We start from the raw sequence: 16,300 nt of genomic DNA on the forward strand, positions 1-16,300 counted from the left end.
TTCAGTTGAGCATAAGAGAACGCCATGAGCGAGCCAAAGATTTCTGTCATCACGGTCGTCTTCAACAATGAAGACACAATTGCCGAAACAATCGAGTCTGTTGCCGCGCAGGATTACTCCAATCTGGAGTATATCGTTATCGACGGTCTCTCACAGGACCGGACCCTCGACAGGATCAGGGAGCGCAAGGAGATCATCAGCAAACTGATCTCCGAAAAGGACGCCGGCATTTATGACGCGATGAACAAAGGTATCGCCTTGGCGACAGGCGATATCATCGGCTTTATCAATGGAGACGACTTTTATCTGTCCGGGACGTTGGCCAAGGTTGCAAAAACGTTCAAAGATAACCCGCAGCTTCAAGCCTGTTATGGGGATCTCTGTTACGTCAAACAAAACGATCCCGACACCATCGTTCGCTATTGGCGTTCGTCACCGTTTGTGCCAGCCTCATTCGAAAGAGGGTGGGCTCCACCTCATCCCACTTTCTTCGTTCGCCGCGATGTTTATGAGCGATTTGGTTCATTTGATCTCGGATACCGGATTGCCGCCGACGTCGAACTGATGATGCGGCTCCTGGAGCGTCATCGGATCCGTGTCCAGTACGTGCCGGGCGTGATGGTCAAGATGCGGATGGGAGGAACGACCAACCGCAACCTTGCCAACATCATCAATCAGAACAAAGAAATCCTTCGTGCGCTGCACAGTCACGGCTTGAACGCACACCCGTTGAAATTCCTGAGCGGAAAATTTCTTTCACGAGGCCTGCAGTTTGTTCGCGGCAGGTTCCATACTTCCAGTACATCAAACGTTCCATAAATCCGCCGACCAATCCCGATTGACGAGAGTTCTGACTTAGTTCATCCGCCGGGAGCCGTACCAGGTCTTTGCGATTGCTGCGAAAACACCAACCGCAACACCGGCGATCAGCCCAACGACCATTCTCTTGAGGATATCGGACGACGCAGGAGACGGCGACGCATAGATTGGCGACAAAAGCTGCGCAGGCTCATCAAGCTGCAACTGTGCATTTAGATTCGTAATCCTCTCGCGAAGATAATTGGAATCGTCGCGGGTAGCCAGATAAATCGCTTTCTGCCAATCCGATCCCTGCGACGATTCCATCAATTTCAAGTTGTCTGCGAGCTGACTCTCGCTTGCAGCAATTTGTGCCTTGATGCCAGCTTCGCTCTGCAACGCCAAGGTCGATTGCTGCTCCTGGATAAGCTTTACGACTGCCGTCACACAACGCTCTGCGACTTCCGGTGCGGATGCGCTGAAGGATACCGATATCACGTCATCAGGTATCGCCGGAGCCGTGATTCTAACGCTTCGTGCCAGTTGCTCGCGTGTCGCGGTACCGCCTTCAGAACAGCTGGCAGCAAGCTTCATGTCAAATGCAGCCGGCGAACGCATACGGAATAGGAACCTGTCTCGTGGTTCCAGCGGAACTACGGTGACGATTCGGTCAGATCCGGCTTTACTGACTTTTGCAAGGGCCAACTGCGCTGATGCCTCGAAAACAACCGGCGCTTTGCCCGCAAGCACACCCGAAACCGCTAGGCCTATGACCGAGCAAGCACCAACCAGAAGAAAGTTTCTCCTAAGAAAGGAAGCTAAAACGAAGAGATCTATTTCGTCGTCAAATCGCTTCTCGTTCATGGTGGCTCCCGACAACGTTCACAAACTGAGCTCGAGCGAAGTATGTTCATTCGTCCACAAACCGCTTCAACCGCATCCTCGCGCCTAAGTCAATGTTCGAAGCATTTCATCGCGCATCAGTGGAACTGGGTCCTGACGTCTAACCAAGAGGCTGCGGAGCTCCACCGATGCCCTAACAAGTACTCGGACCAAGTCACCCAAACACCATCATCTGCGGCGGGACCACCGCCAGCATGCCTGCGCGGCGTGCGGCGACATATCTGAGCAGCTGTTCCACCACCCTCGGCATGATCGGTTTCTGCACCACGCCGATCGCGCCGCGCACGCCATCGGCAACGGCTTCGGGATTTGCCGTCATGAAGACGACGGAGATGCCGTGCTCTTGCGCGAGGTGGCGACCGATATCCGGACCGGTCGCGCCGTCGGCAAGATTGACGTCGACAAAGGCGATATCGGCAAGAGGGGCGAGCCTGAGGGCCGCCTGTCGGTCCGATGCGAGGCCTGCGACACGCAGGCCCATCTCCTCGATCGTCATTTCGAGATCGAGCGCGATCAGAAGTTCGTCTTCGACAATCAGTACTCGCTGTTCCATCAGATGTTCCCGTTGCCAGCTACGCATGACATTCGTGGCCATGACAGATCCCCTTGACGCTACACTGAGGAGACTCCGCCTCGTCGACGACAGACTGCGTCGAACAGGCTCGCAGCTTAAACGGGCGATGCGGCGATATGTTCCGGCGTGAAACGCAGCATTTCGCAATTAAACTTTTGTTAAGATTGATAGATTCTTAAGATCCGGGCGGTTCGCAGAAAAGGCGGCCGCCCTGGCCGCCTTCCCAAATCCTCATTCCGGAGGCTCCTCAACCCTTGGCCTTCAGGACCAGAACCGGCTCCTTGCTGTAGTCGGCCGGGAATATCTCTTTCAGGTTCTCGATCTTCGGCAGGTCGTTATAGACGATATATAGGGATAGGTCGGGTTCAGCGTCAGGAAATCCTGGTGATACTGCTCGGCCGGATAGAAGCCGGTATAGTCGGCAATCTTGGTGACGATCGGCTTCTTGAAGACATGCGCCTTGTCGAGCTGGGCAATATAGGCTTCGGCGACCTTGCGCTGTTCCGGGTCGGAAATAAACAGCGCCGAGCGGTATTGGGTGCCCTCGTCCGGTCCCTGGAAGTTCAGCTGCGTCGGGTTGTGCGCGACCGAGAAGAAGATCTGCAGAAGCTTGCCGTAGCTCACCTCTTTCGGATCGAAGACGACCTTGACGGATTCGGCATGGCCTGTCGTGCCGGTGCTGACCGTTTCGTACTGCGCGGTTGCGGCCTCGCCGCCGGCATAGCCGGAAACGGCGCTCTTGACACCCTTCACATGCTGAAAGACGCCCTGCACGCCCCAGAAGCAGCCGCCGGCGAAGACGGCGGTCTCCGTGCCGGATTTGCCCGCCTCGTCGATGGCGGGAGCAGGAATGACGACGGCTTCCTCGGCGGCGCGGCTGGCGACGGAACCGAGAGCGAGCGAAAGGGCTGCGGTCGCGAAAAGGGCGGCAAGGAATTTGCCTGATCTGCGGAAAGACATGGGAACTACCTCCGGGACAATGTGCCAAAAATCCTTGCCGATCGCCTCATAAGCCGCAAATCACAAGCTGGTCACTCACGCCGATGTGACGATTGCGCGAAAGCGAATGTGCGAAACTGGAACAGCTTTGAAGGTGAGTTGACAATTCCCCGGGGAGTGAGGACAGTGCCGCCGGTTCAGAGCCAGCATCCGGGGGGACCAATGTCTGCGCGCTCGTTCTTTGCTTTTTCCGCCATCCTCGCATCCGTGGTTCTTGCAGGCCTTTCGGCTTCGGCTGCCGAGGCCAGGCGCGATATCGTGACCGTCAAGGATGCGGATTATTTCGGTTTCGACCTGCGCACCGAACAGAACCTCTCGCTCGATCAGTGCAAGGCGGCCTGCATCGGCGACAAGAGCTGCAAGGCCTTCACCTATAATCCCAAGGTGAAGTGGTGCTTCCTGAAATCCGATTTCAAGACGATGAACGCCTTCCCGGGCGCCATCGCCGGCAGGATCGTCGAAACAGCGGCAGCCCCTGTCCCGCAGGAGCCGGACATCGGCGCTGCCCCCCGCCTGCCCTTCCTCTCCGACGATCTCGTCCAGCAGGCCCGCAATTTCCGCAACGATCTGTCGCTTGCCGATGACCAGCAGGGCCAGGGCGTCGACAGCCTGACGGCAGGGGCGCGGCTCGATCTTACCGGCGGCAATCTTGCCGATGCGCTGAAGGCCTTCCATGGCGCGCTCTCGATCACCCCCGACGATGGCGATCTCTGGATCGAAACGGCGCGTGCCGCCACCTCGCTCGGGGTGCCCGACAGCGGCATTTTCGGCCAGGCGGTTATCGACGCATTGAACGGCTACCAGCTGACGCGCACGACCACCAGGCGCGCCGATGCGCTGGCGGTGCTTGCCAAGGCCCTGGAAAGGAATGGCAATTATCGCGATGCGCTGAATGCCTACAAGGCGAGCCTTGCGCTCGTCAGCGCCAGGGACGTGCAGGCGGACTACCTGCAGCTCAAGCAGACGCAGGGTTTCCGCATCACCGAACATACGGTCGATGCCGACAGCGCCACGCCCCGCGCCTGCGTCACCTTCTCCGAGGCTTTGGTCAAGACGGTCGACTATGCGCCCTTCGTGACGGTAAACGGCGCAGCCCCCAAGGCGCTGGAGGCAAAGGACAGGCAGATCTGCGTCGAGGGCCTCGTCCACGGGGAGACCTACAAGATCGGCTTGCGCACCGGCCTGCCCTCCTCGGTCGACGAAGTCCTGGAAGCGCCTGTCACGATCGACGTCTATATCAAGGACCGCAGCCAGATGGTGCGCTTTACCGGCGACAGTTTCGTACTGCCGTCGACGGCGCGCCGCGGCATCCCGATTGTCTCCGTCAACATGGCCTCGGCCAATCTGAAGCTTTATCGCATCGGCGATCGCGGCATCGCACCGCTCCTGACCGGCTCCCAGTTCCTGACACAGCTCGACGGCTACAGCGCCCAGGCTATCCAGGACCAGAGCGGCGAACTCGTCTGGCAGGGTTCGATCGAGATTGCCAACGAGCTCAACAAGGATGTCGTCACCTCCTTCCCGGTTGACGAGGCCCTGCCCGAGCGCAAGCCCGGCATCTATGTAATGGTGGCCACCCCGCCGACCGGTCCCGTGCAGGACTGGGATTCGCAGGCCACACAATGGTTCCTTGTCTCCGATATCGGCATTACCACCTATGCCGGCACGGATGGCCTGAACGTCTTTGCCCGCTCGCTCGCCTCCGCCAAGCCGATGGCCGGTGTCGAATTGCAGCTGCTTGCCAAGAACAACGAAGTGCTCGGCACCGCCACGACCGATCAGAACGGCCGCGCCACCTTCACGGCCGGCCTGATGCGCGGCACCGCGGCCCTCACACCTGCCGTCATCACCGCCAGGAACGGCACGTCGGATTATGTCTTCCTCGACATGACGCGCGCCGGCTTCGACCTGTCCGACCGCGGCGTGACGGGGCGCGCCTCGCCCGGCGCGATCGACGTGCTGCCCTTCACCGAGCGTGGCATCTACCGCGCCGGCGAGACCGTGCATGCGACAGCCCTTGCCCGCGATACGGACGGCAACGCGATCGAGAACCTGCCGCTCACCTTCATCTTCTCACGGCCGGATGGCGTCGAGGACCGGCGCATCGTCAGCCAGACGACCGATCTCGGCGGCTATCAGGTGGACCTGCAGACCCAGGAAAACGCCATGCGCGGCACCTGGACGATGAATGTCTATACCGACCCCAAGGCCTCGGCCATCGCGACAAAGACCTTCCTCGTCGACGATTTCGTGCCTGACCGTACCGACATGGAGATCAAGACCGCGTCCAAGGAGATCGGCACGGATACGCCCGCCACGATCACCATTTCCGGCAAATATCTCTATGGCGCGCCGGCGGCCGGCCTCGCCATAGAAGGCGACGTCGTCGTCAAACCGACGCGGGCGAACGCGGCCTATCCCGGATACCAGTTCGGCCTTGCCGACGAGGAGGCGAGCGAGGATTCACGCCAGCCGATCGACGGCCTGCCGGCACTCGACGAGAATGGCGAGGCATCGACGGATCTGACGATCGGCGAACTGCCGGCGACGACCCAGCTTTTGAATGCCACCGTCTATCTGCGCATGCAGGAGCCGGGTGGCCGCGCCATCGAGCGTTCGCTGGAAATCTCGGTCAAGACCGACCAGACGGCGATCGGCATCAAGCCGGAATTCGACGGCGACCTGCCGGAAAACGCGCTGGCGAATTTCACGGTGATCGGCCTCGATACTGAAGGCCAGAAGCAGGAAATGAAGGGCCTGCGCTGGAAGTTCTACAAGCTGCGCCGCGACTACCAATGGTACCGCGAAGGAACGGCCTGGAAATACGAGCCCACCTACACGCCCGAGGAAGTCGCCTCCGGTTCCTTGGATGCGACGGCCGAGAACGGCGGCAAGATCCAGGCGCCGGTCGAGTGGGGCCGCTACCGGCTCGAGGTGGAAAGCCCGGATGCCGACGGCCCGACCTCCAGCGTCGAATTCGATGCCGGCTGGTTCGTCGCCTCGACCTCGACGGAAACGCCTGACGGCCTGGAGATCGCGCTCGACAAGGACAGTTACAAGGTTGGCGAGACTGCCAAGCTGAAAGTGACGTCGCGCTATGGCGGCGAACTGATGATCACGGCCGGCACGGAAAAGCTGATTGCCGTTGAGAACGCCACTGTGGGCGAGGCCGGCGGCGAGGTCGATATTCCCGTTACCGCCGACTGGGGTGCCGGCGCCTATGTGACCGCGACCCTCTTCCGCCCGGGCGATTCCCTCGACACCCACATGCCGGCGCGTTCGATCGGCATCAAGTGGCTGAAGGTCGATCCGGCCGACCGCGCACTGCAGGTCAGGATCGACACGCCGGAAAAGATGCTGCCGCGCGCCCCGCTCGATATCGGCCTGCAGGTTGCCGGCGCCGGCGCCAATGAGGAGGCCTATGTCACGGTTGCCGCCGTCGATGTCGGCATTCTCAATCTGACGCGCTACGAACCGCCGAACCCTGAAGACTGGTATTTCGGTCAGCGCCAGCTCGGCCTTGAAATCCGCGACCTTTATGGCCGGCTGATCGACGGCTCGCTGGGTGCGACCGGCAAGCTGCGCACCGGCGGCGACGGCGGCGCGATCGCGCTGCAGGCAAGCCCGCCGACGCAGAAGCTCGTCGCCTTCTTCGCCGGTCCGGTCAGGCTCGATGCCGAGGGCAAGGCAAAGGTCAGTTTCGATATTCCCCAGTTCAACGGCACGGCACGCGTCATGGCCGTTGCCTGGACGAAGACCGGTGTCGGCCACGCTGCCCGGGATGTCATCATCCGCGATCCCGTCGTCGTCACCGCAAGCCTGCCCAAGTTCCTTGCTCCGGGGGACAAAGCCAACCTGCGCCTCGACATCGCCAATACCGATGCGCCGGCCGGCGACTACAAACTGACGCTGACGGGCAATAGCGCGCTCAGCATCGATGGGCCGGCCGAGCAGACCCTGAAGCTCGAGGCCGGTGCCAGGTCCGACCTGACGCTGACATTGATCGGCGGCGAGCCGGGCGCTGGCCGCGTGGCGATCAACCTGTCAAACGATCAGGGCCTGTCGCTCGATCAGGTCGTGGACGTGCCGGTGCGGCCGTCGTCGCTGCCGGTCACCGAACGGCGCGTCATCGCGCTTGCGCCCGGCAAAAGCCTGACGATCGACAAGAACCTGCTGGCCGACAGCGTGCTGCCGGGTGCCTCGATCAGCGTCAACGTCACGCGCTCCGCCGCTTTCGACATTCCGGCCCTGCTGATGACGCTCGATCGTTATCCCTTCGGCTGCGCCGAGCAGACGACGAGCCGCGCGCTGCCGCTGCTCTATCTTGCCGAGGTCGCCAAGCAGGCCGGCATGGATGAAACGGATGACGATATCCACAAGCGCGTGCAGGATGCGATCTACCGTGTGCTTTCCTACCAGGCCTATGCGGGAAGCTTCGGCCTGTGGGGACCGGATTCCGGCGATCTCTGGCTCGATTCCTACGTCACGGATTTCCTGACGCGCGCCCGCGAGCAGAAATACGACGTGCCGGAGCGCGCACTGGTGCAGGCGCTGGAAAATCTGCAGAATTCGCTTTCCTACACGACGGACGTGAAGGGCAAGGGCGATGAGATCGCCTATGCCCTCTACGTGCTTGCCCGCAACAAGAAGGCTGCCGTCAGCGACCTGCGCTACTATGCAGACACGATGATCAACGATTTCCCGACACCGCTTGCCAAGGCCCATATCGCCGCGGCACTGGCGCTCTATGGCGATGCAATGCGTTCGAAAAACATTTTCGTAGACGCGCTGCAGATGTCGCAACAGTCGATGGTCACCCGCGTGAACTTCTCGCGCACCGACTACGGCTCGGTGCTGCGCGATGGCGCCGCGATCCTGGCGCTTGCGGCCGAGAGCCGGCCGGTTCCGCCCGTCATTCCCGAGCTTGCCAAGGCGGTCGCCCGCGAATGGGACCGCAGCAAATATACGAGCACTCAGGAACAGGCCTGGATGCTGCTTGCCGCACGCGCCCTGCAAAACGGCGACGACGACCTGAAGATCAACGTCAATGGCGCCGAGCGGACCGGCGCCTATATGGCGAAGATGACGGGTGACGCATTGATCGACCATCCGCTGACATTGACGAGCGCCACCGGCGACACGGTCTCGGCCGTCGTCACCACGGTCGCCGCCCCCGTCAAGCCCCTGCCGGCCGGTGGTAACGGCTTTACCATCGAGCGCAGCTATTACACGCTCGACGGCGAAGAGGCCAATGTCAGTGAGGCGCAGCAGAACGAGCGTTATGTCGTCGTCCTTCATGTGACCGAGCAGAACGACTGGGCCTCGCGCATCGTCATCACCGATCTGCTGCCGGCCGGTTTCGAGATCGACAATCCGAGCCTTGTCGACAGCGCCCAGATGACGAATTTCGACTGGCTCGGCGAAATGTCCGCCGCTCATACCGAATTCCGCTACGATCGCTTCGTCGCCGCCTTCAACCGTACTGAAAATGCGGCACGCGATTTCAACGTCGCCTATGTCGTGCGCGCCGTCACTCCCGGCGTCTACGACCATCCGGCAGCGACCGTCGAGGACATGTATCGTCCCGATATGTCTGCCCGCACGGCGACCGGCAAGATGGAGGTGGTTGCGGCTCAACAATGAGACGGTGGCGCAAGCTTGCGATCGGGACTGCAGCCGGCATTGTCGTTGCCGGCGCCGGGCTTTTTGCGCTTGAAGCCGCCGACCGGGCCTTTCCGCCGCCGCTCGAACAGGCCGTCTCCGTCTCGCCCGAAGTGCTCGATGCCGACGGGCAATTGCTGCGCGCCTTTGCGACACCGGAAGGGCGCTGGCGGCTGAAGACCGCCGTCTCCGATGTCGATCCGCTATTCGTCCGCATGCTGGTCGCCTATGAGGATCAGCGCTTCTACGAGCATGCCGGCATCGATGTCTGGGCGCTCGGGCGCGCGGCGCTGCAATTTGTCAGCAACGGCCGCATCGTGTCCGGCGCCTCGACGCTCTCCATGCAGGTGGCAAGGCTGATCGAGCCGCGCGAAAGCCGGTCCCTTTCGGCAAAACTGCTGCAGATCGCGCGCGCCGTGCAGATCGAACGGCGGCTTTCCAAGGAACAGATCCTCGATCTCTATCTCACCCATGCGCCCTATGGCGGCAACCTGGAAGGCGTGCGCGCCGCAAGCCTTGCCTATTTCGGCAAGGAGCCGAAACGGCTGACCGTGGCAGAGGCCGCCCTTCTGGTCGCCCTGCCGCAATTGCCCGAAAAACGCCGCCCGGACAGAAATCTGAAGGCGGCGGAAGCGGCCCGCAAGCGGGTGCTCGACCGCATCGCGGTGGCCGCGGTCGTCGGCGATGGTGAGGCCGAGCGCGCCGAGGGTGTCGCCATTCCCGCCCGCAGGCTGCAGCTTCCGGCCCTTGCCGCGCATGTTGCCGAGGCAGCCCTGCGCAAGGACCCGAAGGCGGTAGAGCACCGCACGACGCTGAAAAAGCAGGTCCAGACCGGTCTCGAATCCGTCGCGCGTGCCGCGACGATGAAACTCGGACCGAAGCTGTCGCTCGCCATGGTGATGGCGGACGCCGGAACCGGCGAGATCGTCGGCGAGGTGGGTTCGGCCGATTATTTCGATGCCAGCCGCTCCGGCTGGATCGACATGACGCGCATCAGCCGCTCGCCGGGCTCGACGCTCAAACCCTTCATCTACGGCCTTGCCTTCGAACAGGGGCTGGTGAGCCAGGAAACCATCATCGAGGACCGGCCGGCCGATTTCTTCGGCTATCGGCCGCGCAATTTCGACATGAGCTATCAGGGCGACGTGACGGTGCGCGAGGCCCTGCAGCTTTCCCTCAACGTGCCGGCGGTCAAGCTGCTCGATGCGGTTGGCCCGTCACGGCTCATGGTGCGTTTCCGCCGTGCCGAGGTGCGCCCGACCTTGCCGCCGAACGAGGCGCCGGGCCTGGCGATCGGCCTTGGCGGCGTCGGTATCACGCTGAAGGATCTCGTCCAGCTTTATACGGCGCTTGCCAATCGCGGCCAGCCGGTCAGGATCGGCGACGGCGTGAAGAGCGAGCCAGGCAAGATCGACGGTGAACCCTTGCTGGAGCCGGTCGCGGTCTGGAATGTCGCCGACATACTCTCGGGCGTCATACCGCCGGCCGGCGCAGCGCAACGCGGCGTCGCCTACAAGACCGGCACGAGCTACGGCTATCGCGATGCCTGGTCGGTCGGTTACGACGGACGCTACGTGCTGGGTGTCTGGGTCGGTCGGCCCGATAACAGCGCCGTACCCGGTCTGACGGGTTATGGCACAGCCGCACCCATTCTCTTCGAGGCGCTCGCGAAATCCGGCGTCGCCACGACACCGCTGCCGCGCGCACCGGCAGGGGCCGTGCGCATCGCCCAGGCAGACCTGCCGTTCAGCCAGCGCCGTTTTGCCGTCAATGCCAACGGGCTGGTCGCCGCTTCCGGACGCGAGCCGTCGCCCCAGATCGTCTATCCGCCGGAGGGCGCCCATGTCGACCTTGGGGCAAAGGCGGGCGATCTGACGCCGCTGATGCTCAAGCTTCAGGGCGGGCGCGCGCCGTTCCGCTGGCTTGCCAACGGCAAGCCGCTGCCCGATCTCTCCCGCCGGCGCACGCAAAGCTGGATGCCGGATGGTGGCGGTTATTCCAAGCTGACGGTGATCGATTCCATGGGACGAGCGGCAAGCGTCGGCATCTTCGTCGACTGAGGGAGGAACAAAAGCGCCTCACAACCGTTGGAAGATGTCTCCTCCAAACGGCAAAATGACCCCATGACGCTCCCCTCCGCGACCTATCGGGTCCAGTTTCGCAACGGCATGACCTTCGATCGCGCCTGCGCCCTCGTACCCTATCTGAAGTCGCTCGGCATCAGCCACCTCTATGCCTCGCCGGTCTTCACGGCGGCCAGCGGATCGACGCATGGTTACGACGTAACCGATCCCAACGAGATCGACCCGGGGCTTGGCGGAAGAGCAGGCTTCGACCGCCTGACGCAGACACTGTCGGAAGCGGGCATGGGCCTGATCCTCGACATTGTACCGAACCATATGGCCGCTTCACTGGAGAATGCCTGGTGGCGCAGCGTCCTGGAGTTCGGCAGGCATAGCCCGTTTGCAGGCTATTTCGACATAGACTGGAGCGAGCGGCTGACCTTGCCGCAGCTTGGCGGGAGTTTCGCCGATTGCCTTGCTGCCGGCGAACTGGCGATCACCATCGACGAGGCGCATGGTAATCTGGCGATCGGCTATTGCGACACGCTCTTTCCACTGAGCATGGAAAGCTATCCTCTGCTCTCTGCGGAAGCGGATGACCCGGTCCTTGCCGGGATGGCGGAACTGACGGCTTCCGGTGACGGCAAAGAGCCGCATCGCCGCCTGCGCGACAGGATCTTCGAGGCCGGTGATCTTGCAAGGCTGAGCGAAAGGCTCGCGGAGATCTCAAAAGACCAGGCCTTCATGACGCGATTGCACGGACTGCAGCACTGGCAGCTTCTGCGCTGGCAGGAGGCTTCGGAACGTCTGAGCTACCGCCGGTTCTTCGAGGTGACGGGACTGGTCGGCCTGCGGGTCGAGGATGCCGGAGTCTTCGAGGCGAGCCACCGGCTGGTTCTCGATCTCGTGCGTCAGGGCCAGGTGCAGGGCCTGCGCATCGACCATATCGACGGTCTGGCAGAACCGCGAGCCTATCTCGATCGCCTGCGGGAGGCTGTCGGCGCGGACACCTTTATCGTGGTCGAGAAGATCCTCGGCCCAGGTGAGGCCTTGCCCGCCGACTGGCCGGTACAGGGAACGACGGGCTACGAGTTCATTACGGCCTTGAGCGGGCTCTTCGTGGAGGGCAATGGCTTACGCAAACTCGATGAAGCCTATCGCCGGCTGGCGGATGGCAACGGCGATTTCGCGGCCGCCCGGAGGGCGGCGAAGCGGCTGATGGTCGAACGGAACTTCGCCGGCGAGACGGCCCGCCTCGTCCGCATCGCAGCCGGCCTCCTTCCCGAACTGTCGAAAGAGGAAATTGCCGGCGCGATCTCAGAGCTTCTGATCGCCTTCTCCGTCTATCGCACCTATGGAGCCGACGGCCCGCTCGACGCGCGGGATAGGGATATCCTGAAGAAAGCCGAGATGGCGGCGGCGGGCTATCTGGACCACGCGCAGCCATTGCAGAGCGTCGCTGCCATTCTCGAAGGCAGGCATGACAACGAGACGGCCCGCGAGTTCCGCATCCGGTTTCAGCAGCTCTCCGGTCCCGTCATGGCAAAGGCAATGGAGGATACGCTGTTTTACCGCTACAACCGGCTGCTGGCGGTAAACGAGGTCGGCGGCGAGCCGGATCACGTGACCGGCGGCATCGAGGCATTTCACCAGTTCATGCAGGACCGCGCACGCTCCCAGCCTTCGGGCCTTCTGTCAACGTCGACGCACGACACCAAACGCGGGGAGGATGCGCGGGCGCGGCTTTATGCTGTCAGCGAAGGCGCCGGCGTCTTTGCCGACGCCGTCGGACATTGGCGCCGACTGAATGAAAACAACCGCGTCGAGCTGCCGGATGGCGCGGCGCCGGAGCCCAATCTGGAATGGATGCTCTATCAGGCGTTTGCCGGCGCCTGGCCCGAGGATTTCGACCGCCGCCAATTTGCCGCGCTGCACGAACGCTTCACCGCCTATGCGCAAAAGGCCGTTCGCGAAACCAAGCTGCGCACCGCCTGGACGGCGCCGGACAGTGCCTATGAAGAAGCGGTCCTCGCCTATGCCGCTGCCCTTGTCTCACCCGATAACGACGCATTCATCGACGATTTCGCTCGCGTTCTGCAGCCCTTTATCGAGGCCGGTTATGTCAACAGCCTGTCCCAGACGCTAATCAAGCTGACGGCGCCGGGCATCCCCGATATCTATCAGGGGGCAGAGGGCTTCGATTTCAGTTTCGTCGATCCCGATAACAGGCGCCCGCCGGATTTCGAGACCTTGAGCGGCTGGCTTGCCGAGGGCGGGCCGCTGGCAAGGCTGCAGGCCGCGGCACTGAAACAGCGCATCATCCAGATCGGCCTCGGGCTTCGCCTGGAACGCAGCCGGCTTTTCACGGACGGGGATTACCTGCCGCTTGCCGTCGATGGGGCCAGAAGCGATCATGTCGTCGCCTTTGCCCGCCTGCATCACGAGAACTTCGCCATCACGGTCGCGCCGCGGCTGATGTTCGGCTGGCTCGACCCCGGTGTGCTCTTCGCCGGCCCGGAATTCTGGGCCGATACGGCCATTGCCGTGCCCTCCCCCCTTCACGGCCTCAAGGCCGACCTGCTGACCGGCAAGATGCTGGAGCCGGGGAGCAGGATCTTGCTTGCCGCGCTGCTCGGGGACCAGCCGGCGGCGCTGATCGTTCCGGCCTGAGCGCAGGCGAAAAAATCCGCACTGGCAAAAAAACTGTTGACCTTCCAGTTGCTGGAAGGTTCATAAAGCTGTCCGGATGCCAGAAAGGCATGAAAGGCGCAGCATAATGGATAACAAGCACGATCATCGTCATCACGGTCACGACCATCACCACCATGACGCGGGAGTACCCGCAGGAAAACCCGCAGAGACCGTCGTGCGCGATCCCGTCTGCGGCATGACGGTCGATCCCGATGCCGGCAAACCGTCCCTCGACTATGAAGGACACACCTACCATTTCTGCTGCGATGGCTGCCGGAGGAAATTCGAGGCAACGCCGCAGGATTACCTCACCGCGACGGACCCGGTCTGCGGCATGAGCGTCGACCGCGCCAGCGCCAGGCATTTCCTGAAACACGAGGGCGAGAAATTCTACTTCTGCTCGGCCGGCTGCAAGGCGAAATTCGAAGCCGCCCCCGAAAACTACCGCGACGGAAGGAAGCCTGCGGCAGCGGCCGTGCCGAAGGGTTCGCTCTATACCTGCCCCATGCATCCCGAGGTCGTCAGCGACCATCCCGGCGACTGCCCGAAATGCGGCATGGCGCTGGAGCCGATGGGCATTCCGCCCGAGGATGAGGGGCCGAACCCGGAACTCGTCGATTTCACGCGCCGGCTGTGGATCAGCGCTCTTCTGGCCGCCCCGCTCCTCATCCTCACCATGGGGCCGATGATCGAGCTCGCCTTCCCGCGCGAGGCACTCGGTGAGCCGCTGGCGAGCTATGTCGAAATGCTCCTGGCGACGCCGGTCGTGCTGTGGGCAGCCCTTCCCTTCTTCCGCCGTGCCCGGGCATCGCTCGTCAACCGCAGCCCGAACATGTGGACGCTGATCGGCCTCGGCGTCGGCACCGCCTATCTCTACAGCGTCGTGGCGACGCTGGCGCCCGATCTCTTTCCGCACAGTTTCCGCGGCCACGGCGGCTCCGTGCCTGTCTATTTCGAGGCGGCTGCCGTCATCGTCGCGCTTGTCTTCGTCGGGCAGGTACTGGAATTGAAGGCACGCGAGCGCACCGGCTCTGCCATCCGCGCCCTGCTCGATCTCGCACCCAAGACTGCCCGCCGCGTCAATGCCGACGGCAGCGAAAGCGACGTGCCTGTTGACGAGATCGTGACCGGCGACCGGTTGCGCGTACGCCCCGGTGAACGCGTACCCGCCGACGGTTCCGTCATCGAGGGGCAATCGACCGTCGATGAATCGATGATCACCGGTGAGCCCTTGCCGGTCGAGAAGGCGAAGGGCGACGCACTGACGGGCGGCACCATGAACGGGAACGGCGCGCTCATCATGACTGCCGAAAAGGTCGGTGCCGATACGACGCTGTCCCGCATTGTCGATATGGTGGCGAAGGCGCAGCGCTCGCGCGCCCCGATCCAGGGTGCCGTCGACCGCGTTTCGGCGATCTTCGTTCCGGCTGTCGTTGCAGCCGCCGTCGCAGCCTTCCTCGTCTGGTCTTTTGTCGGGCCGGAGCCGCGGCTGGCCAACGCGCTGCTCGCCGCCGTCGCCGTGCTCATCATCGCCTGCCCCTGCGCGCTCGGCCTCGCAACGCCGATGTCGATCATGATCGCCACCGGGCGCGGCGCGCAGGAAGGCGTGCTGATCAAGGATGCGGAAGCGCTGGAGCGTTTCTCAAAGGTCGATACGTTGATCGTCGACAAGACGGGCACGCTGACCGAAGGCAAGCCCAGACTGACGGACGTCGTCCCCTCGGGCGGAACTGACGAAAAACATCTGCTGGCGCTTGCCGCAAGCCTGGAACGCGGCTCCGAACATCCGCTCGCCGAGGCAATCGTCTCGGGCGCGAAAAAACGCGGGCTCACCCTCAGCGACGTCACAGGTTTTCAGGCAAGGACCGGCAAGGGTGTAGAAGGCACGGTCGGCAGCGCATCGGTCGCGCTTGGCAACGCCGCCATGCTCGCCGATCTCGGCATCGATCCGGCAGCGCTTTCAGACCGGGCCGAGGCGCTGCGCGGGGACGGCAAGACCGTCATGTTCGTCGCCCTCGACGGTCGTCTGGCGGGCCTTGTCGCCGTCGCCGACCGCATCAAGCCAACGACGGCTGCGGCCATCAGGGCACTGCATGACAGCGGCCTGAAGATCATCATGGCGACCGGCGACAATGAACGCACGGCACGCGCCGTGGCCAAAAGCCTCGGGATCGACGAGGTCCGCGCCGATGTTCTGCCCGAGGACAAGAAGGCGCTGGTCGATGAACTCCGCGCAAGAGGTGCTGTCATCGCCATGGCCGGTGATGGGGTCAACGATGCGCCGGCGCTGGCCGCCGCCGATGTCGGCATCGCCATGGGCACGGGTGCCGATGTTGCGATGGAAAGTGCCGGCATTACATTGGTGAAGGGCGATCTCAACGGAATCGTCCGCGCCAGGCGGCTCGCCGAAGCGACGATGCGCAACATCCGCCAGAATCTCGGCTTTGCCTTCGGCTATAATGCGCTCGGCATCCCCGTCGCGGCGGGCGTGCTCTACCCGATCTTCGGCCTGCTGCTCTCGCCGATGATCGCGGCGGCCGCCATGAGCCTCTCCTCGGTCTCCGTCATCGGCAATGCGCTGAGGCTGAGAGTGGAAAAACTGTAGGAAACC

7 protein-coding genes and 1 pseudogene are annotated in these 16,300 nt (G+C 62.8%); 5 read left to right on the forward strand and 3 right to left on the reverse strand.

Going from position 1 to position 16,300, the window contains the following annotated elements:
* Positions 1-24 precede the first annotated feature (24 nt).
* Complete coding sequence (locus ACFPWW_RS18695; RefSeq protein WP_112756849.1) at positions 25-819, forward strand: glycosyltransferase family 2 protein; 795 nt, start codon at positions 25-27, stop codon at positions 817-819.
* 36 nt (positions 820-855) lie between these two features.
* Here ACFPWW_RS18695 and ACFPWW_RS18700 read toward each other — a convergent pair whose 3' ends face one another.
* The 3 genes and pseudogenes from ACFPWW_RS18700 to msrA all read right to left on the reverse strand — a co-directional run bounded on the left by ACFPWW_RS18700 (position 856) and on the right by msrA (position 3,235).
* Entirely contained in the window at positions 856-1,662 is an 807-nt protein-coding gene (locus tag ACFPWW_RS18700; protein ID WP_377312894.1) for a Wzz/FepE/Etk N-terminal domain-containing protein, read from the reverse strand.
* Between the two features lie 193 nt (positions 1,663-1,855).
* Positions 1,856-2,296 carry a response regulator gene (locus ACFPWW_RS18705; RefSeq protein ID WP_113500804.1) on the reverse strand — a complete coding sequence of 147 codons (441 nt, stop codon included), beginning with the start codon at positions 2,294-2,296 and terminating at the stop codon, positions 1,856-1,858.
* A gap of 226 nt (positions 2,297-2,522) precedes the next feature.
* Positions 2,523-3,235: pseudogene (msrA, locus tag ACFPWW_RS18710) on the reverse strand (peptide-methionine (S)-S-oxide reductase MsrA).
* Between the two features lie 201 nt (positions 3,236-3,436).
* Here msrA and ACFPWW_RS18715 point away from each other — a divergent pair.
* The 4 genes from ACFPWW_RS18715 (at position 3,437) to ACFPWW_RS18730 (ending at position 16,294) form a co-directional block, all read left to right on the forward strand.
* A complete protein-coding gene (locus ACFPWW_RS18715) occupies positions 3,437-8,917 on the forward strand; it encodes an alpha-2-macroglobulin family protein (RefSeq protein WP_377312895.1) in 5,481 nt (1,826 codons plus the stop codon).
* Complete coding sequence (gene pbpC, locus ACFPWW_RS18720) at positions 8,914-10,995, forward strand: penicillin-binding protein 1C (RefSeq protein WP_377312896.1); 2,082 nt, start codon at positions 8,914-8,916, stop codon at positions 10,993-10,995. Before ACFPWW_RS18715 ends, pbpC begins: the two co-directional genes overlap by 4 nt.
* Before the next feature lie 63 nt (positions 10,996-11,058).
* A complete protein-coding gene (gene treY / locus ACFPWW_RS18725) occupies positions 11,059-13,668 on the forward strand; it encodes a malto-oligosyltrehalose synthase (protein ID WP_377312897.1) in 2,610 nt (869 codons plus the stop codon).
* Positions 13,669-13,774: 106 nt separating this feature from the next.
* Positions 13,775-16,294 carry a heavy metal translocating P-type ATPase gene (locus tag ACFPWW_RS18730; protein ID WP_377312898.1) on the forward strand — a complete coding sequence of 840 codons (2,520 nt, stop codon included), beginning with the start codon at positions 13,775-13,777 and terminating at the stop codon, positions 16,292-16,294.
* Positions 16,295-16,300: the final 6 nt, after the last annotated feature.

It is taken from the genome of Rhizobium sp. GCM10022189 (assembly GCF_042656325.1).
Lineage (GTDB): Bacteria > Pseudomonadota > Alphaproteobacteria > Rhizobiales > Rhizobiaceae > Rhizobium.

What these genes read in the sequence shown, in the direction of transcription:
- pbpC (WP_377312896.1), top strand. Translation starts at nt 8,914, where the DNA reads ATGAGACGGTGGCGCAAGCTTGCGATCGGGACTGCAGCCGGCATTGTC.
- ACFPWW_RS18705 (WP_113500804.1), bottom strand. Translation starts at nt 2,296, where the DNA reads ATGGCCACGAATGTCATGCGTAGCTGGCAACGGGAACATCTGATGGAA.
- ACFPWW_RS18695 (WP_112756849.1), top strand. Translation starts at nt 25, where the DNA reads ATGAGCGAGCCAAAGATTTCTGTCATCACGGTCGTCTTCAACAATGAA.
- treY (WP_377312897.1), top strand. Translation starts at nt 11,059, where the DNA reads ATGACGCTCCCCTCCGCGACCTATCGGGTCCAGTTTCGCAACGGCATG.
- ACFPWW_RS18715 (WP_377312895.1), top strand. Translation starts at nt 3,437, where the DNA reads ATGTCTGCGCGCTCGTTCTTTGCTTTTTCCGCCATCCTCGCATCCGTG.
- ACFPWW_RS18700 (WP_377312894.1), bottom strand. Translation starts at nt 1,662, where the DNA reads ATGAACGAGAAGCGATTTGACGACGAAATAGATCTCTTCGTTTTAGCT.
- ACFPWW_RS18730 (WP_377312898.1), top strand. Translation starts at nt 13,775, where the DNA reads ATGGATAACAAGCACGATCATCGTCATCACGGTCACGACCATCACCAC.